At 55.8% G+C, this 17,952-nt stretch carries 16 protein-coding genes; 9 read left to right on the forward strand and 7 right to left on the reverse strand.

Annotated elements, in window-relative coordinates:
• The first annotated feature begins 112 nt into the window (after window positions 1-112).
• Window positions 113-1,210: a sensor histidine kinase gene (locus tag RBB81_RS15980; protein WP_353071343.1), complete on the forward strand. Its 1,098-nt coding sequence runs from the start codon at window positions 113-115 to the stop codon at window positions 1,208-1,210.
• Window positions 1,207-1,965, forward strand: a complete 759-nt coding sequence (locus tag RBB81_RS15985; protein ID WP_183788191.1) for a LytR/AlgR family response regulator transcription factor — start codon at window positions 1,207-1,209, stop codon at window positions 1,963-1,965. The genes RBB81_RS15980 and RBB81_RS15985 overlap by 4 nt, the downstream gene beginning before the upstream one ends.
• 1,092 nt (window positions 1,966-3,057) lie before the next feature.
• On the opposite strand, the gene RBB81_RS15990 is transcribed toward RBB81_RS15985, so the two are convergent.
• From RBB81_RS15990 to RBB81_RS16010, 5 genes are all read right to left on the reverse strand, one after another.
• Window positions 3,058-4,146, reverse strand: coding sequence for an efflux RND transporter periplasmic adaptor subunit (locus tag RBB81_RS15990; protein ID WP_183788189.1), 1,089 nt, complete (start codon window positions 4,144-4,146; stop codon window positions 3,058-3,060).
• Window positions 4,133-7,279, reverse strand: a complete 3,147-nt coding sequence (locus RBB81_RS15995; RefSeq protein ID WP_353071344.1) for an efflux RND transporter permease subunit — start codon at window positions 7,277-7,279, stop codon at window positions 4,133-4,135. Before RBB81_RS15995 ends, RBB81_RS15990 begins: the two co-directional genes overlap by 14 nt.
• An 18-nt stretch (window positions 7,280-7,297) precedes the next feature.
• The gene (locus tag RBB81_RS16000) at window positions 7,298-8,743 is read right to left on the reverse strand and encodes a TolC family protein (RefSeq protein WP_353071345.1); all 1,446 of its coding nucleotides are present in this window, start codon (window positions 8,741-8,743) and stop codon (window positions 7,298-7,300) included.
• A complete protein-coding gene (locus tag RBB81_RS16005) occupies window positions 8,730-9,047 on the reverse strand; it encodes a PadR family transcriptional regulator (protein ID WP_179583142.1) in 318 nt (105 codons plus the stop codon). Before RBB81_RS16005 ends, RBB81_RS16000 begins: the two co-directional genes overlap by 14 nt.
• 98 nt (window positions 9,048-9,145) lie before the next feature.
• Window positions 9,146-10,210 carry an ATP-binding protein gene (locus RBB81_RS16010; RefSeq protein WP_353071346.1) on the reverse strand — a complete coding sequence of 355 codons (1,065 nt, stop codon included), beginning with the start codon at window positions 10,208-10,210 and terminating at the stop codon, window positions 9,146-9,148.
• A gap of 36 nt (window positions 10,211-10,246) precedes the next feature.
• Here RBB81_RS16010 and RBB81_RS16015 point away from each other — a divergent pair, with 36 nt between their 5' ends.
• Window positions 10,247-10,552, forward strand: coding sequence for a hypothetical protein (locus tag RBB81_RS16015; RefSeq protein ID WP_353071347.1), 306 nt, complete (start codon window positions 10,247-10,249; stop codon window positions 10,550-10,552).
• A gap of 46 nt (window positions 10,553-10,598) precedes the next feature.
• On the opposite strand, the gene RBB81_RS16020 is transcribed toward RBB81_RS16015, so the two are convergent.
• Entirely contained in the window at window positions 10,599-11,276 is a 678-nt protein-coding gene (locus RBB81_RS16020) for a response regulator (protein ID WP_183792090.1), read from the reverse strand.
• Window positions 11,277-11,919: 643 nt separating this feature from the next.
• Here RBB81_RS16020 and RBB81_RS16025 point away from each other — a divergent pair.
• The 3 genes from RBB81_RS16025 (at window position 11,920) to RBB81_RS16035 (ending at window position 14,426) form a co-directional block, all read left to right on the forward strand.
• Entirely contained in the window at window positions 11,920-12,981 is a 1,062-nt protein-coding gene (locus tag RBB81_RS16025; protein WP_353071348.1) for a type III polyketide synthase, read from the forward strand.
• Window positions 12,971-13,684: a methyltransferase domain-containing protein gene (locus RBB81_RS16030; protein WP_183788177.1), complete on the forward strand. Its 714-nt coding sequence runs from the start codon at window positions 12,971-12,973 to the stop codon at window positions 13,682-13,684. The genes RBB81_RS16025 and RBB81_RS16030 overlap by 11 nt, the downstream gene beginning before the upstream one ends.
• A 106-nt stretch (window positions 13,685-13,790) precedes the next feature.
• The gene (locus RBB81_RS16035) at window positions 13,791-14,426 is read left to right on the forward strand and encodes a DUF2306 domain-containing protein (RefSeq protein ID WP_353071349.1); all 636 of its coding nucleotides are present in this window, start codon (window positions 13,791-13,793) and stop codon (window positions 14,424-14,426) included.
• A gap of 92 nt (window positions 14,427-14,518) precedes the next feature.
• On the opposite strand, the gene RBB81_RS16040 is transcribed toward RBB81_RS16035, so the two are convergent.
• The gene (locus RBB81_RS16040) at window positions 14,519-15,199 is read right to left on the reverse strand and encodes a hypothetical protein (RefSeq protein WP_353071350.1); all 681 of its coding nucleotides are present in this window, start codon (window positions 15,197-15,199) and stop codon (window positions 14,519-14,521) included.
• Window positions 15,200-15,517: 318 nt separating this feature from the next.
• On the opposite strand from RBB81_RS16040, the gene RBB81_RS16045 reads away from it, so the two are divergent.
• The 3 genes from RBB81_RS16045 to RBB81_RS16055 all read left to right on the forward strand — a co-directional run bounded on the left by RBB81_RS16045 (window position 15,518) and on the right by RBB81_RS16055 (window position 17,703).
• On the forward strand, window positions 15,518-16,648 hold the full coding sequence (locus RBB81_RS16045; RefSeq protein WP_353071351.1) for an NAD(P)/FAD-dependent oxidoreductase: 1,131 nt from the start codon (window positions 15,518-15,520) through the stop codon (window positions 16,646-16,648).
• Window positions 16,649-16,703: 55 nt separating this feature from the next.
• The gene (locus tag RBB81_RS16050) at window positions 16,704-17,267 is read left to right on the forward strand and encodes a YceI family protein (protein ID WP_353071352.1); all 564 of its coding nucleotides are present in this window, start codon (window positions 16,704-16,706) and stop codon (window positions 17,265-17,267) included.
• Between the two features lie 88 nt (window positions 17,268-17,355).
• Window positions 17,356-17,703 (forward strand): multicopper oxidase domain-containing protein, encoded by a 348-nt coding sequence (locus tag RBB81_RS16055; RefSeq protein WP_353071353.1) that lies wholly within the window; start codon window positions 17,356-17,358, stop codon window positions 17,701-17,703.
• The last annotated feature ends 249 nt before the right edge of the window (window positions 17,704-17,952 follow it).

Genomic DNA, 17,952 nt, shown 5'->3' on the forward strand with positions numbered 1-17,952 from the left:
GCCGGGGAATAGAATGTGTGGTTGCATTCCTATTCGTCCGTAAAGGAAGAAGGCAGAGGATGATTACCTGAACCTTCCGCCAACAAGTCGCACACGCGCACAACCACTCTTCATGCATCCGGTAATCTTTGTGGGCGCGTCGGTCCTGCTGGGCACCCTGTTCGCCCTGCAGGAGTGGATGACTATGCGCCTATGGAGCTACCGTATCGGCATAGGCATCCTTTTTGCAGCATGGTGGGTGCAATATTTTTTGTGGGGTGTCATCTGCTGGTTGCTGTGGAGATGGTGTGGGCCCCGGATTCAACGGGTAAAAACATCCTGTATTGTCACGCATGTGCTTCCGCTCAGCATAGTTACCAGTGTTGTGGAAGAGATGATCTGGGTCGCTTGCTTCCCGCAACTCCCGCTCAACCGCCCGCACATGACTTATTGGCACAGGCTGGCGTTTCATTTAGACGCAGAGTTTGTCGACAACATGGTCATCTTCTGGGGTGCATTCACCCTCTTTCGCGGCGTAGGCTACTACCATAAATTCCGTGAGAAAGAGGCTGCGGCCGCTCAATTGTCGGTGCAACTGGCTCAGGCCCAGATAGCCGCTCTCCGCATGCAGTTGAATCCGCATTTCCTCTTCAACACCATGAACAGCATCTCCAGCCTCATGCGGACCGACATCGCTGCCGCCGACACAATGTTGGAACAACTCGGCAGCCTCTTGCGTATCACCCTCGAGCGCGGCGCAGTGCAGTTCATTCGTCTCAATGACGAAATGGAGTTTGTGGAGATGTATCTCGCAATGCAGGAGCGCAGATTCACAGGCCGTGTCCACCAGCAACTATGGGTACATCCGGAGTTGCATGATGCTCTTGTGCCTGCAATGATTCTCCAACCGCTCATCGAAAACGCCTACACTCATGGCCTTTCCAGGCTCGACAGCAATGGCCTGCTTCACATCGAGGCATCAAGAAAAGAATCGCGCCTGAAGCTGAGTGTTCTCAATAACGGTGCAGGCTTGAATTCGAATCCCTCCAAACCCTCTGACGGTCAAGGCGTCGGGCTGGCCAACATTAAGAGCCGCCTGCAGCTGCACTATGGAGATCAACATACATTTTGTATACGCGAGGTCGCACGGGATCAGGTCGAGGTAACTATAACGCTCCCACTACAGTTCTCTGCTAGTCCTACAGAGACGCTGACAAGGTTTGGTGCATGATGATCCACGCTATCTTGGCGGACGATGAAGTCTTAGCGAGACAGAAGCTGCGCCAGTTGCTTCGCGACGAGCCTGAGATCAAAATTGTTGGTGAAGGAGCGTCAGCTTCCGAAACGATCGACCTAGTGCGTGCTACTGCACCGGAGTTACTTTTTCTCGATATTCGAATGCCAGGCATGGACGGCTTCGATATCATCGGCAAACTCTCTGTCGGTAGCGACTCCGTTGTGCCCCGCATCATCTTCACCACCGCATACGACTGCTACGCATTGCGCGCGTTCGAGATACACGCAGTCGACTATCTGCTAAAGCCCTTCACCTCCGAGCGTTTGCATTCGGCAGTGCAACGCGCCCGTGAAGAGATTTACACCTCAAAGGAAAATGCCGGGCGAAGCAATGGCCGCACCCAGTATCCTCCCGCTTACACGACACGCATCGTCTTCAAATCTCACGGCCGTATTTTGTTTCTTCCTGTCTCGGATATCCGTTGGATCAGAGCGGAAGAGAACTATGCGCGCATCTGCACCGGAACCGAAAAGCACCTGCTGCGCGAGACCATGAGCCATCTGGAAGAGAAGCTTGACCCGCAAATGTTCCTTCGTGTGCATCGTTCCGCGATCGTCAATTTGCAGTATCTAAAGGAAGTGCGGACTGAACCCAGTGGAGAGTTTACGGTCGTGCTGGTGGACGGTCAAAAAATTGCGATGAGCCGCAGCTTTCACGCTCGCATCAGCGAATGGATGGCTCGTAGCTGAGTGGACTCGGAACTTTTGTACGGGACAGACGTTTTGCTCGAATTAAGTTTTTAACAATAAACACCACGCATCTAGCTTGGCCAAGGAAATGCCCCCGAACAAGCTTTTAATCCGACCAAAGAGTTACCGGGTTGGCCGTATAAGTCTGCAGTTGCTTCTGCAAGAACTTCGACGCACTAAACCTGTCCGGAAGCGATCCTAGCGCTGGGGGACTTGTTATAGAGTTCTCGAACCAGTTCATGCGAGCCGGACTCGTTCGCCCGCGAAGGGAATTGACGTAGGATTCTGCGACGAGGATGGCGTTTTACTGCCGATGGGCAGGAAGATCGTGCCATCAGCCCAAGGATAACAAGCGGCGAGCCATTTATCGCTGGGCTTTGGCGCATGCAAAACACTATCCGGTCACAGGCTGCGAGGAGATTACGAGATGCACCGATCATTTTGTGGTCTCCAGAGCGGGAGCCGAGATTGACCGTTTCAGGTAACCGTGTGTAGCAAGGTGCTCGCGCATGTCTTGCGCTCTAATGATAGTTTTCATCCGTCCAAAGCAACAAAAGCAAAGGACTGCAAGCAATGAGCACCAAATCGACAATACAACACGAAACCGACAATGGTAACCAACAGCGTTCCATCTATACAACGAGGTATTCGACGAAGAGAACGTCTATCTGGAGTTGCAGGGCTTCCAGTTCGAAGGCTCAACCTCAGTCGAACTCTCTGGAGGTGTTGTGCCAAGTCTGACCGTAAAGCTGCCCCGGACGTGGGCGGAGAAACTGGGGCTTATCACGCTGCCCAGGAACGAACCAGCTATTGGTAAGGCGACCACCGAATCCGTATAAGATGTGCATCAATCTATATATCCTGGCTGCGCGACGACCTCGGCATCCACGAAGACTTCTCGAGCCCACGACCAGCGATCCGCAGCTTCAAAGCATTATCGATCCTGCTCACCTACATACACCGTTCATCAGCGGATAAGGCAATTTGACCGGGCATCGCAGGAGGCTGGGGGTTGATCGGAAACGGATAGCCAGAAGCGTTTTCGTAACTTATCGCGCGAGTGATTCTCAAGCGGCTGAGAAACCGGAGTTATCAGCTGAGCGGCGCACCTTCGCGAATCTCATCGGAAGCCCTTTTGACGATCGATTGGCCAGCAAAGATTTGACCTCGGACGGGAACATTGTCCCCAATAGGCGGGCCCTTTCGCACATCAATCCAGTGTGCTCGACCATTAACCGACGCGATCACGAACGTTCGCTCAGTTGTGGTTACGACGCTAGTCGCGGGAACAAGGAGAAGATTCTCTCCAATACCTCCTACCGGCCAATCAACGGTTGGGTACATGCCAGGAGCCAGGCCTCCGTCTTTGTTGTACACATCCAGTTCAACCATCATGGCCCGGCTCTGCTGATCGAGAGCATTTGGGATTCGTGCAACTTTCGCTGAATAACTTTTTCCAGGATGTGCCGGAACATGGAAGACCGCCGATGTTCCCTTGACGATCGAGCCGGTATAGGTCTCCGGAACGGGCACAATCAATCTCAGATGCGCAACCTGCTGGAGTCTGAACATCGGAGTATGACCGCCATCAATCAGCATTCCAGGATTCACGAATCGGTCGGTAATCATTCCATCGAACGGAGCGATCACTCGAAGATACGACTCCATTGCTTGGCTCGCCTGGAGACGTTCTTTTGCGGTCCGAACCGCGGCCCTTCGGCTATCGACTAATGCCTGCGCCGCATCCCGCTGCTTTTGGGCCTGCAACAGTTCATTGCCCGCTACGGCACCGGGAGTCTTAGCAGCCTCTTGCAGCTTCGCCGAGGTGCTTTCGGCTGCGGCTTCTTGAGCTTCGGCCTGCGCAGCTTCGGCTTCCGCCTGATGGAGGTTTGCTTCTGAAGCTGCCGTCTGCGAATTGATTTCTGGCGCGGAGAGCTGAACCAATAGCTGCCCCTTGTGGACCTGGCTGCCCCGATCAACTAGTACTTTCTCCACATATCCAGGAGCGCGGGCTTCAATATCAGTCTGCAGGAATGGAGCGAGCTCCGCCGTCAGAGGCACCGTTCGAGCGGATGGACGGCTCTCGACCTTTACCATCTCCACGTGCGCAAGACTCTGAGAGAAGGCGGAGAGGCAGCACACCAAAGGGAAGACAAGGCAGATGCGTTTATGGATGAACATAGTATCGGCTCGATGGATCTTCGGGATTGAGTGAATTTGAGGTGGTGGACGCTTTGCGTTGCAGCAACGCGTAGATAGCCGGAAGCACCGTGAGGGTCGCCAATGTAGACAAGACAAGTCCGCCTATAACAGCCCTGCCAAGCGGAGCGGATTGAGCACTTCCTTCTCCAAAGCCAATTGCCATGGGAATCATGCCGCATATCATGGCGGTCGCTGTCATCAAAATTGCCCGAATGCGGCTCGTTGCTCCCGTCCGGGTCGCGGTTTCGACATCTTCATTCTGGTGCCTTGCCTGTTCTGCGAAGCTGACCAGGAGGATGGAGTTCGCGACCGAAATGCCGACTGCCATGATCGCTCCCATGAAGGACTGAATATTGAGTGTGGTTCCTGTGAAGAGCAGCATAAGAACCACACCGCAGAGGACACCCGGGATTGTCGACAGTATGGCGAGAGGAAGACGAAGAGATTGGAAGTTCGCCATGAGCAACAAGAATATTGCAGCGATGGCCAAAAGGAGCCCTGTGCGCAGGCCCGATATTGTCTCTTCAAGAGCGGGTATTTGTCCTCGTACCGCAATGGTTGAACCCTTGGGAGCCGCCGGAAGATTCTTCAGAAGTACCGCGATGCGATTCTGAGCTTCACCGAGAGGCATTCCATGCAGGTTGGCAGTCACGCTGACGATCCGCTGCCCGCTCAAGCGTTCGATCATCTCGGGCATCGTCCCGTATTCCAGCTTGGCAACCTGATCAAGCTGCGGCTGAGATTGTCCATCGCGCATCAGCGGTAAGGTAGAAAGCGCGCCGAGACCCTGCATCCGGTTTGGAGGGAATTGCACTTGAATCTGGAATGCGTTACCCGTCTTGGGATCGCGCCAGTAATTGGGCGCAGTGAATCGAGACGAGCCTGTAGCCGGCGTCAGGGAGTTCGTCACGTCGGCCATCGTCAGACCGAACTGGCCAGCATAATCGCGGTTTACCGTCACCTCGACCGTGGGATAAAGGTGAGGCTGAACGGTGGAGACGTCCCGCAGGAAGTCGAGCTTGCGAAGCTCGGTTTCCACTTTTGCGAGATACGTGTAGTCCTGGTCGATATCTACTCCTTGAACGTCGATCTGAATGGGAGTGGGCGATCCGAAGCTCATAACCTGAGAAATGATGTCCCCTGCTTCGAATGCCACTGTCAGTTTCGGCATCTCTTTGTGAAATGCGGCGCGGAGATCCTCTCGTAGCTTCTCGTCGTCGGGATGCCCAGGTCGGAGTTGGACCTGCACCAGAGCTTCTTCCGGGCCGCTTGTGAAGAGATGAATGAGATTGACTGGATAGCTCGATGGTTGAACGCCGACATAGTCGGAGGTGATCTCTACGTTATCCTTGCCTACTGTCTTGCGGATAAGATCGAGAGCCTGCATCACCATAGGCTCCGTCTCTTCGATTCTCGTCCCGATGGGCGCCTTTAGCCGCATCCGTAGAACGGGTTCATTGGAATCCGGAAATATCTCACTTCCGATGCGAGGCGTGACCAAAATGAGAATGAGTGCCGTCGCCGCGAAGTATCCGATGATGATGGGCCAACGGCGATCCAATACGGCATTCAGATACCGTTCATAGCGTGTTCTCAACTTGCCGAAGCTGCCTTCTTTCTCTTCTCCCTTATGTGACTCCTTCATGATCCAGGTGGCAAAGACCGGCACCAGACTGCTCGACAGAAAATATGAAGCGACCATCGCGAAGCCCAGGGCGAGAGACAACGGGACAAAGAGTTGTCGTCCCACCCCTTTCATGAAAAAGGACGGAACAAACACCGCCAGCACGCAGAGCATCGAAAGGAGACGCGCCAGAACAGTGCGGCGGCAAGCTTCGAGAACCGCTCTTGCCCGATAGACACCTGGAAGCAACTGCGTGTGGATGTTCTCGACTTCGACCGTTGCCTCGTCCACGAGGACTCCAACCGCGAGTGCCAATCCACCCAGGGTCATGATGTTGATCGTCTGGCCTGTGGCCCATAAGAGGAGTACGGCAGTAAAGAGAGCGAACGGGATGTTCGCCACGACAATCAGAGCGCCGCGCCAGTCTCTGAGAAACAACAGGACAACTAGTCCGGTAAGGATCGCGCCAAGCGCCGCTTCTCTGACGAGACCACTGATGGCATTCGATACATAGCCGGACTGATCGAAGGCAAGCTGCACTTCGACATCATCTGGCATAACTTTTTTAAAGCTCGGGATTGCTGCCTTCACCGCCTGAATCACTGCCAGAGTCGATGCGTCCGACCGCTTCGTAACCGGGATGTAGACGGTTCGGCGGCCATCGACATGCGCGTAAGCCGTAATGATATCCGTCCCATTTTCGATAGTGCCGATGTCACGCAGATAAACGTTCACTCCAGAGCGGGGATGGATCGGAGTACTCATCAAAGCGTTGAGCTCCGGGCCTAGCGTCGAGTTTGTTTGAACGATGCGATTCAGAGTGCCATCGTAGAGATTGCCTGAGGGCGATACGACCGTACCGTTGGTTACTGCCGCGATCGCCTGTTCAGGGGAGACACCATATTGCTTGAGTTTGTCAGGATCGAGTGTGACAACGATAGTGCGCTGGTTGCCGCCAAAAGGGGGAGGCGCTGAGACGCCGGGGAGGGTCGCAAAAAGCGGGCGCACTTGATTCAGAGCGATATTTTGCAGCTCGCCTTGCGTGTGACTGTTGCTCGTAAACAGGAGAAGACCAACGGCGACACTTCCAGGATCGAAACGCGTGATGAAGGGTGGAACCGTACCAGGCGGCATGAAGGCGCGCGCGCGATTTACATAGCCGACTGTCTCAGCCATAGCCTGCTGCATGTTCGTTCCTTCGCGGAACGTCAGTTTCATCAGAGCTGCGCCTTGAACACTCTTGCTATCCACCGACTGAATGCCTGTGATGTAGAGGAAGTGATACTCGTAGTAGTAGGTAAGAAATCCTTCCATCTGCGCGGGCGTCATGCCGCCATAGGGCTGGGCGACATAGATCACAGGATTGCCAACCTCTGGAAAGATGTCCATGCGCATCCTTCCAACTGCCAAAAAAAATCCGGCGATGATCGCAATCAACGCGACGATCACGGTAAGCGGACGACTCAGAGCTGCGAGGACTAAACGCATGTCAAATAATCACCTGAACTACTGAGCTGCCCGAAGAAAGGACTGAAGATCGCCACGTACTGACTGCAATTGGAGGAACGCACGCCAGACGTTCAGGCGGGCAATCGAATCATCCATCTCTGCCTGCACTAATAGCCGTTGCGTCTGCGCCACATCATCAATCGAAGTCAGCCCCGCTTTGTAACGAGCCGTAGCTTGAGCAAGAGCGGTTCGAGCAGCCTCGACCTGGATAGGAGTATTCTTCGCAATGCCGCGCATCGCCCGTAAGGCGGCTCGTGCTTGGCTGAACTGCTCCTGGAGCTGTCTGCCAACCAATGTCTCGCGAGATTGCTCGGCCTTCAACGTGGCCGCTTGCGAGGCTTCACGGGCGTGGATATTGGCAAAATCAAGAAAGCCAAAGGTAACGTTCAGTCCGACCGCGTAGTTTCCTACGGTTGGAGCGAGGCCGTTGGCTCCGTTCAGGCGCTGTCCGTTTGTCGCCGCGCCGGTGCCTCGGCCGTACCCTGCCGCTTCCAGATTGAACTGTGGCACCCAACTTCGGTCTGTGGCGCGAAGTTCCGAAGCGGATTGAGAGACGGCTGCATGTTGCTCCAGCATCGCAGGAGTGCTTTCTGGATGAAATACGCCGTCATCTTCGACTCCCATTGGGAACTCTCCAAGAAGATGTTCGGAATTGAGTGGTTTCGTTATGTCATCCGGCTTCGAGAGAAACTTCGCGAGAGTTGCCTCGCCCATTTCGACCGCTTCTGTGGCTAGAGCCAATTGAGTGTTCGCAGCCGCCTTCTCCGCTTCAACCCGCGATTCGTCGGCGCCGGGACGCAGCTCCGCAGCCGTGAGAGCGTGGATGCTTTTCCGTAGGATTTCCCAATTGTCGACGGCAGCCTGAGCGGAATTCTGTATCTGACGAGCCGCAAGAACCGTTAGAAACGCGTCCGCCGCCGCACTGGAGACCTCAAGCTGGCTCCTCTGAACAGACGCATTCGCTCGGTCACGTGCTGCTGCGGCCGCTTCCACTTTGGCGTTCCGGAAACCGAAGTCGAATGGCTGCCAGTTGATCAGAAGCCCTGCAGCGCTCCCCCATACGGAGCCGGCATTATTCGTTCCAATGACTGGCCCGGACATGCTTGGCAGCGTGCTCTGTGGAAGCAGAGTGCCGAAGACGTTGTTTCGTGTAGCCCTGTTGATCTCTACGATCCCGTCGAGACGTGGAAGATAGGCAGTCCTTGCTAACCGGATATTTGCCACAGCCGCGTTGAGATCCTGCTCAGAGACATGAATCGCAGGATAGTTCTGCTCGGCATCCTGAACGACTTGAACAATCGTGAGATCAAGCGTCACAGCGGGAGTAGCTGTGACCGAGGATTGCGCTAAGGCAACGGTAGAGCCACTCGCTGCGAGGAGGCAGCCGACAACGATCCCTCGAATTCTGCGGACATCTCGCGTGAATGGGCTATTTGCCTTCAATCAACTCTCCAAAAAGCTCGCGGACCCGGAGCTTTGCTGTCTTAAGCGCGCGCCGACCGGAAGCCGTGATCTTGTAGAGGCGGCGAATACTCCTACCGGACCGCTCTTCCTCTGATGTGAGATAGCCGCGCTTTTCTAAACCGTGGAGGATCGGATAGAGAGTTCCTGGGCTGATCTTGTATCCATGCCGGGCAAGCTCCTCCGCCATTCCCGCCCCAAAAATAGCTTCATGTTCCGCATGATGAAGAATGTGAAGACGAATCATGCCGGAGTACAGATCGCGGTTGTTCGGATCATCCTTCATTATCGAACCTCGTTATCGAGATACGATATCAGAAAAAATATTAAGCTAGAATGAAGCCTCATCAAGATCTAAGGCCCGGCTGAATTTAGGGGCATCCTCTACCGGCCGGCGACCAATCTTAGAGAGTGCGGAGCATCAACCGTCTCTCCTGCAGCGCGAGGCCAGTTTATTGTCAGAAGAGCCCCTCCCTGTCGAGGGTTTGACGCCGTTACACTTCCTCCATGAGCGCGCACCACCGCTTCAACGAATGCAAGCCCCAACCCACGACCTTTCGAATCTCTCCCCTTCACGCGCTGCTCGAACATCTGGAGGCCAATCTCCGAGGAAAATCCCGGGCCATCATCCTCCACAGTCAAGATCACGGTGTTCTCACTTGCTCCAAGTCGTATGGAAACAGTGCATGCAGCGGGCAGGTGGTTGAGTTCGTTATCGAGCAGGTTTGCGATTACTCGATGAAGAAGGGCAGCGTCTGCCTGGACCATGACAGGACCGGCGCTGCGCAGATCCACACGAAGTCCTTTCTCCGACATACAAGGCTCGTACAGATCGATCATGACTCGAAGCAGTTCATCGAGATCGACTTCCGTGCGCGACAACCTCAGCGCGTCAGCTTTCGCTTCCGCAACATCGAGCGAAGTATTCAGGAATTCCGTTAGTCGATCCAGTTCATCAATGGCCGAGACAATTGGCTCACTCTGCTCGACTTTCAGATCGCCCGACAAAACGATCTCCAGTTTCCCCCGAATCGCCGTCAAAGGGCTACGAAGATCGTGGGCAAGCGACTCGGTAATAGTGTGCAGCTGGTGCATTGAGCTTTCTATCCGGTCCAGCATGTGGTTGAGCGTTAACGCCAGATGTCCTACTTCGTCGTTGCGCTTGTTGGTTGGAACTCTACTGCTCAAATCAGATTGTCCAATTCTGGATGCGGCCTCAGTGATCTCGCGGACATAGTTGAGCATGCGTCGGGTAGCGTAGAAGACGATCGCAAAGCCAAACAAGACGATGAGCAGCCAAAGGCAGAAGAAGCGGAATCGGAGGTTCCTGAGTACACGCAATTCGTCTCGCTCCGAGAGTCCGAGGTAAATGTGGCTTCCATCCTCCATGCGCACCGACGCCACCCGAAAGGGGTGCTTGAATCCCTTGACATTCAAGTCGTAAGGCACATCGGAAACGACCTTATGTGCGCGAATGGCTGCTAAGTGCGGCGTCCCGTCACCAACACCAACCCAAAGTTTCAGACTACCGTCGTCTCCGGCCTGAAGAAAGAAGACCGAGTCGTTCTCGTTGCCGTTCGAGCGCAGTTTGTTTGGCACCTCTCTACTTGCAAGTTCCGCGACTTCTCTCACTACCCGACCGTAGAGGCGGTCCTTTGGCGTTCGCCCGGCTACATCGCCGAGTACTGCCACCTCACCAGTAAGCCACGCGTCGCTCCGACGCTGAATGTCGTTCGCTACGAAGCGATGGAGCATCGCAAAAACCAGCATTGTTCCAATGGCAAAGGCTAGTGTTGCCCAGAGGGAGATACGCCATGCGGCACTGTGCATGATGGGATTAGCGGTCTTTGAGGACATAACCAATACCTCGTAAAGTCTTGATTAGCGGCTCGCGGCCTTCAATATCCACCTTGCCGCGCAACCGGTAGATATGGACGTCGACAACGTTAGTGTCCGGCTGAATTCGCATTCCCCATACCTCCGAGAGAAGCATGGATCGAGTGACAACTCTCCCGGCATGGCGACAAAGGTACTCCAGGAGAACAAACTCCTGTGGGCTTAGATTCAGGACTTCGCCCCCACGGGAGGCTCTACGCCTGATGAAGTCCAATTCCAGGTCGAGTACACACAAACGTGAGGCTTCTTCGCTCGCAGCCAGGTTTCGTCTCAAGAGGTTGCGCAGTCGAGCCAACAATTCGGCGAGAGCAAAGGGTTTGGTCAGGTAGTCGTCGCCACCTTGTTCCAGTCCCTTGACTCTGTCGTCGACTGATCTTCTGGCCGAAAGTATCAATACAGGGCTGCTTACGCCAGATTGTCGAAGCTGAAGAATCAAGTCAATGCCATCTTGATCCGGAAGGCCAAGGTCGACGATCAGAACGTCATACTTCTTTCCAGACGCAAGTTGAGCGGCGGCTCGCCCATCCTTGGCGGCATCCACCTCGTAACCCGCATCAGTGAGCGATTGCTTGAGGAAGCGCTGGATCTCGAGTTCGTCCTCCACGAGCAGGAGCTGCATGAAGTGATGGTAAGCCATTTTGATTCACGATTCGCACACTTCAGGAAGCTGCAAGATGACGATTCGGTCATCTACGTCCATTCAGCGGTGGACGAATCGGGAAAGGCTAGACAAAGAAGAAGATAGCCGAATAACGACTCCTGACGTAAAGGTGAGCAGAACGATCGATTTCCGGCCCCATTATGAGGCCCGTACACGTTGATACCGCAAGTGCAAGTGCTGTGGCGGCAAAGAATCGATGCATGGAGCGATGGATTGGAGCGATGCTGCAAATGTCATTTCGGAGTATCGACCTCGCAAATTTTAGGCGCTGGCAGAGCGCCGAATGCCGATTCCGAAGAACACTCGTGGTCGTGCATCTTGCCTTGCTCTTCCGTAACTTAGCATGTGGAAGGACGAAATTGAGGGGACGCTCCGGTGATTGCGCCCTCCATGAACAAATCGTCATCCTATCCCTTCCTGCAAAGTGCTATCAAAAGAGCAAAGGTCTCGTCTCAACGAGTAGCCGTTGTATTGAGAATACGGGGCCTGTTCTCTCAAGTAGTCGACTGTCGCTGGATTGTCGTCTCTTCGTGGTCCAGCTTCCCAAACACACACACGCGACATTTAATCCCCGATGATCCGGGCTGAGGACATATTCCGCTTGACTACGGCTTACCTGAACCGCATCGCTACTGCCGTACCAGAGCACGACGTGCATGACACCTTCGTTGTCTTCGCAGAGAAGATGCTCGCCGACCCGCGGCTACGCACGGTCTTTCGCCGCATGGTGAGCCGCGCCGACGTCGCGCATCGCTATTCCTTCCTCGATCCGCAGAAAGACTCCGCCCAATTTTCGTCGCATTACGCGCATGAGTTTTACCAGCTAGGCAATTTTCCCAACACGGCGCGCCGTATGGAGTTGTTTGAACAGAGCGCTCCGGTGTTGATGAAGAAGGCCGTGGATCGGCTTGCGCTCAATGAGAAGGAACGCTCCGGTATTACGCATGTGCTGGTGACCTGCTGCACGGGGCTCTATGCGCCGGGATTGGACTTTGAGATCGTCGACCATCTCGGACTTTCGGCGGGCGTGGAGCGCACGATGGTTGGATTCATGGGATGCTATGCCGCGATCAATGCGCTGAAGCTGGCGCGGCACATTGTGCGCTCAGATCCGAAGGCGGGTGTTCTGATGGTCAACCTGGAGCTGTGTACGCTGCACTTCCAGGAGACGCAGGAGCTGGAGCAGGTGCTCTCCTTCCTGGTGTTTGCCGATGGCGCAGCGGCGAGCCTAATTACTGCTCGCGAGCAGGGTCTCGCGCTGGACAGCTTCAAGGCGGTGATGGTGCCGAAGACACGCGGGCTCATCACCTGGAAGATTCGCGGGCTAGGTTTCGACATGCTGCTCTCCGGGCAGGTGCCCGGAGAGCTGGGCCGCGCGCTGCATGAGGGCGAACTGATGGCGGAGCGCGACGGCATCGACCTGTGGGCGGTGCATCCCGGCGGACGGTCGATTCTGGATGCGGTGGAGAAGGGACTGGAGCTGCCGACGGATGCGCTGGCAGCGTCGCGCGAAGTGCTATCGTGCTTCGGCAACATGTCGTCGGCGACGGTGATGTTTGTGTTGCAGCGAATAATGCAGCAAGCGCGCCCGGGGCAGCGTGGGTGTGCGATGTCGTTTGGGCCGGGCCTAACAGCGGAGACGATGCGCTTCCATGGGGTCTAGTGCACAGATCGACTTCAGTCGGCGGGCCTCTCCGCGTGAGTTGCCGGAGCTCATGGATGGTGACTGTAGTTATGAAGATTTCCGTGACTGCCTGCGCAGTCTGGAAACAGTCAATCGCTGGCTACTGGGCTATCGGCCGACGCTGGCTTGGCTGGAGCGGTTGCCGCATGGATTGCGTGATCCGGTACACATCGTCGATGTGGGCAGTGGCGGCGGCGATCTACTGCGGCAGATTTCAGGCTGGGCACGGAGACGGGGCATTGCTGTGCAGTTAACGGGGATCGACTTGAATCCTTATGCGGCACGTGCAGCAGCGGAGTCCACGCCAAAGGAACTAGAAATCGAATGGGTGACCGGCGATGCTCTGGAGTATCGACCGAAGAAGCCGGTCGATATCGTCGTGAGTTCGCTGCTGGCACATCATCTGGAGGACGAGGAGATCGTCGCGCTGCAGAGGTGGATGGAAGCGACCGTGCAGGTAGGTTGGTTTATCAATGATCTGGAGCGGGCGGAGTGGAGTAGTCGGATGTTTGGGTGGGTGCGTTGGCACTGGCTTGTGCGGCATGATGGGCCGGTGTCGTTCCGGCGGGCCTTCCGGAAGGAGGATTGGGTACGCCTGCTGGCTGCGGCTGAGGTCCCGCGAGAGGCAGCGACGGTGGAGAAGTGGCGTCCGGGACGGTTGTGCGTGGGGCGGTGGAAGTGAGATCGGTGATTCTAAAGCGTCTCGTTAGACTAAGAGATATGAAGCCTCTCGCCCCAGTCGCCCTCATGGCGCACCTCATCACGTCTAACCATCTGAGAAGCGAATAATGCCAATTTCCACTCTGCCAGCACCCAGCTCCGCCGGTTCCAGATTCAAGACTATTCTCTGGGTTTCGCTTGGTCTCACCGTACTCTTCGTCTTCATTACCTCAGAGCTGCTCCTCGTCACTGACTATCCGATGTACCACGCCTACCGTCTGCAGGTCATTGCCGACCGCCATCTCCTCATCCCGCATACACTCGCCGGAATCTTCGCTCTTCTGATCGGCCCCATCAATTTCTCCTCGCGGATCCGCCAGCGTCACCTCCAACTCCATCGCATCCTCGGCCGCATCTACGTCATCTCCGTGTTTGTTGGTTCCTTCACGGGGATTGCTCTCGCAGCTGGCCGTCCGGGCCTTCCCGGAACCTCCATGCAGGCCGCCGCCTGGATGGTCTGCACCACCGCCGCTTTCATCACCGCGCGCAACCGCCAAATCACACAGCACCGCCAATGGATGGCCCGCTCCTATGCAGTTACCTTTACCTTCGTCTCCAGCCGCGTGCTCAACCTCTGGCCGCGTTACTGGAGCCACCTGGGCGACGTCTTATCCGCCGTCGGCGTGATTGCGTTCACACTTGCCTCGCTGCTGGTCGTGGACCTCGGCCTCAACTGGCGCGAACTCACCACCCGTCGTGACTGATCGTCGACTAGGAGGCCATCAGACTTTCAGGGCATCGTCATAAATGCGGGCGATCCACAGCCCACCCTGGTGATTTGGGTTTTGCAAATGTCCTATTTCGCGAAGCTGATTCCTTCGAGATCCGAGCTGACCAGAGGGCCGTAACCACCTAGCTGTCCGACAATCCTCATTACGGCAGGCTCCTGACCTTCCAAAACCCATACCATCACATCTTTGGGCTGCAGGCCGATTAGCCGCGCGATCACGCCCACGATGCCGCCCAACTCCGGATGGATGCGAAACACCGTCGCCTTGAGTGTCTGTCCTGTCGTGTGAAACGGCTGCTCGCCCTCCGAAGAGATGAGGAGCTGAATCAACCGCCCTCCGGCGACTGGCGCAAGCATCCCCACCCGAAACGGCGTCGTATTCTGCGGCACATTCAGCAGCAACGTTCCAACGAATCCATTCGCCAGATCATCCGGCAGGTCAATGCGGTGGCTCTCGACGTGTATGTTGCCATTCTTGTCCGCTGTGCGGCTGGTCGCTATACCGGTAGCAGCTTCCACCGTAAAGTCGACCGGCTTCATAAAGAACGGCCCTTTCTGCATGTGATGGTTGCTCACCAGCCGAAATGTGCCCTGCTGCCGGTATGTCGTCGTCTCATCGTCAATCGATCCATCCACGAAGTGATAGGTCAGGCGCATCGTCACTTCATCCCCCTGCACGACCTGCGAAAACTCACCACTGGCGATGATTTTTCCAGCCTCAGAGCGCGCCACCATAAACCGATGCATCGGGCTTTGGATATGTCTCACTGAAATTTGTTCTGCTGGCGCTGCGGTGCCCAACATTATCACCAAGAAAGCGGCTACAAAGAAATTGCTTTGCTCCATCAAATACCCCGTTCTAACAACTTAGACGCCTTCCGATCCCCCCGGTGAACCCGGCATAATTTCACGTCGACATGTGCATCCGTCCAGCCAGCGCTCTACCGGCTTCAAAATGACGATTTGTACAGAATGAAGTGCCGAACTGTTTTTTTGGACGTCTACTAGAAAGATGGAATCCCGCTACAAATTGATTGAACATCCAGTGAATTAGGAGGGAATGCTTTGCAAGACGAAGTACTGATCCTCGGTGGTGGAGTGGCAGGCTGTGCGGCTTCGATCGCGCTCGCTCGAAAGGGAAGAAGCGTCACGCTGATTGAACGCGAGCCCACACCGCGCCATAAGGTCTGCGGAGAATTTCTAAGCGGTGAGGCGCTTGAAGACCTGCACGCACTTGGTATCGACGTGGCCTCGCTTGGCGCGGTGCCTATCGATTACGTTCGCCTCGCCGCAGCCAGACGAGCCGCGGAGGCTCCGTTGCCTTTTCCCGCAGCCTCGCTCACGCGCAAGGCGCTCGATACAGCGCTCATCGCCGCAGCCATCGCCGCGGGAGTCCGCGTTAAGCGTGGTCGCAGTGTGCAGTCGCTCAGCCACGCGACCGCCAACCTCTGGCAGGCTACACTCGACGACGGCACCACCTACGAAGCTCCAACCGCCTTTCTCGCCACGGGCAAGCACGATCTGCGCGGCCACGGTCGCCCGAAGGACCCTCACCAATGGGTCGCCTTCAAGATGTATTACCGACTGTCCGCCGCCCAGACCGCAGACCTGGCGGACGCCTCCGAGTTGACGCTCTATTCCGGAGGCTACGGTGGTATCCAACCCGTGGAAGACGGCATTACGAACTTCTGCTGTGTGGTGCAACGGCGGTATTTTGCACGTGCGGGTCTTCGCTGGGAGGGCCTCCTTGCAAGGATGCAGCAGGACTGTCCCCATCTCGCGATGCGGCTTGACGGTGCGGAGCCGCTGCTCGGCAAACCGATCACCATCACTCATATCCCGTACGGTTACCTCCGCCGCGCAACCGAGGATGGGCTCTACTGTATCGGCGATCAAGCAGCCGTAATCCCCTCGTTCACCGGAGATGGCATATCCATCGCCCTGCATACTGCCCGCCGTGCAGCCGCCGCCTATCTTGCCGCGGAGCCAGCGCCGGTCTTTCAGCCAAAACTACGCTCCACACTGCTGCCCCAGATGCGTCTTGCCGAGGTCGCCGCCAACGGCTTGAACAACGCACTCGCGCGCGCGGTACTGCCGTTCTGCCTCAGGGTCTGGCCCGGCGCGATGCGCGTAACGGCTAGACTCACGCGTGTCACCCAGCCCGCCGCTGTTGCTCCACAGGCGTTCGCCAACTGAAGTCGAGCCCCGCCAAAACAACTCTCGGCAGTTAAACCTTAGGGGATGTGATGCAATGAAATCCTTCGCAGTCGTAGCCCTCGCGCTCATATTCGCTCCAGCCGCACTCGCCCAGTATCAGACCTTCGCCGTCAACCCCGATGCCAGCGACGTCAAGATGAAGCTCAACACGACCCACGAGGTAGTCAACGGCACGTTTCACATTCAGTCTGGATCGATCAATTTCGATCGCACTGCTTCCCATATATCGGGGATAGTCATCGTGGCAACGGGCAGCGGTAAGACGGGAAACGATAGTCGCGATAAAAAGATGTACAAAGATATCCTCAAGGTGGACCAGTTCGCCACCGTCTCTTTCGCGCCTAAAGCGTACAACGGAACAATTGCTGCTTCAGGCGACTCGGCTATTCAGGTGAGCGGAGTATTCACTCTGCTCGGCACTGCTCACGACCTGACGATTCCGATGCAGATTCACATGGACGGATCGAAGGCAACGGCGAGGGCGCAATTTGTCGTTCCCTATGTTCAGTGGGGCCTCAAGAATCCAAGCTTCATGTTCTGGAAAGCTGAGAATGACGTTGCGATTGATCTTAATCTCGTTGGCCAGGTTTCCAACTAGCTGACCGTCTTGCTCGTACGTTGAAATAGGCCCATTTCGGTCTAACTGCTTCGCATTTCGTTGAACTCAGTCGGAGCTACAAAGAACTATGCCCAATTCCGTGTCTCCCCATGCACTGACACGCAGACGTTTCACTCAACTTTCTGGAATGGCGGTCGGATCATTCGCGCTGTCCGGCGCGGCCGCTGCGGCGCCGGACGTGACGCTTGAGATTGCGCCATACACCCTAGAGGCTTCGCCGAAACATCACATACGGACCGTAGCTTACAACGGGCAGATTCCCGGACCGTTGTTCCGTATGCGTGAAGGAGAAACGCAGTCTGTTGAGATTCGGAACCTCACGAAAGATTCGGAGGTCGTTCACTGGCACGGCCTCTACTTGCCGCCGGATATCGACGGAGCCATGGAAGAAGGCACACCGATTGAAGGGAACTGAGTTCGAACGGTTCAAGTACCCTATCGCAAACCTTCGCCATTTGTCATAGGCTTTGGTTCGTAGATTCAAGTACATACAGTTTCTTTATGAAACTAAAACTATCGCTCTTCGTTCTCGCCTTCACCTGACTATTCGTGCCGAGCATTCAGCCAACCCACAAGAACAGCCTGCGTCCGTCAAACTGTAGCCCCAACGATCCAACCTGTACTCTCGGGAATGGTTGTGGCGGCGCTCCTTGCCTGGTTCGAT

Origin of the sequence: Tunturibacter gelidoferens (assembly GCF_040358255.1) — a bacterium.
GTDB lineage: Bacteria > Acidobacteriota > Terriglobia > Terriglobales > Acidobacteriaceae > Edaphobacter > Edaphobacter gelidiferens.

Excerpts from the sequence above, each read along its gene's own strand:
- RBB81_RS15980 (WP_353071343.1), top strand. The coding sequence starts at position 113 with ATGCATCCGGTAATCTTTGTGGGCGCGTCGGTCCTGCTGGGCACCCTG.
- RBB81_RS15985 (WP_183788191.1), top strand. The coding sequence starts at position 1,207 with ATGATGATCCACGCTATCTTGGCGGACGATGAAGTCTTAGCGAGACAG.
- RBB81_RS15990 (WP_183788189.1), bottom strand. The coding sequence starts at position 4,146 with ATGTTCATCCATAAACGCATCTGCCTTGTCTTCCCTTTGGTGTGCTGC.
- RBB81_RS15995 (WP_353071344.1), bottom strand. The coding sequence starts at position 7,279 with ATGCGTTTAGTCCTCGCAGCTCTGAGTCGTCCGCTTACCGTGATCGTC.
- RBB81_RS16005 (WP_179583142.1), bottom strand. The coding sequence starts at position 9,047 with ATGAAGGATGATCCGAACAACCGCGATCTGTACTCCGGCATGATTCGT.
- RBB81_RS16020 (WP_183792090.1), bottom strand. The coding sequence starts at position 11,276 with ATGCAGCTCCTGCTCGTGGAGGACGAACTCGAGATCCAGCGCTTCCTC.
- RBB81_RS16030 (WP_183788177.1), top strand. The coding sequence starts at position 12,971 with ATGGGGTCTAGTGCACAGATCGACTTCAGTCGGCGGGCCTCTCCGCGT.
- RBB81_RS16035 (WP_353071349.1), top strand. The coding sequence starts at position 13,791 with ATGCCAATTTCCACTCTGCCAGCACCCAGCTCCGCCGGTTCCAGATTC.
- RBB81_RS16040 (WP_353071350.1), bottom strand. The coding sequence starts at position 15,199 with ATGCATCGGTTTATGGTGGCGCGCTCTGAGGCTGGAAAAATCATCGCC.
- RBB81_RS16050 (WP_353071352.1), top strand. The coding sequence starts at position 16,704 with ATGAAATCCTTCGCAGTCGTAGCCCTCGCGCTCATATTCGCTCCAGCC.
- RBB81_RS16055 (WP_353071353.1), top strand. The coding sequence starts at position 17,356 with ATGCCCAATTCCGTGTCTCCCCATGCACTGACACGCAGACGTTTCACT.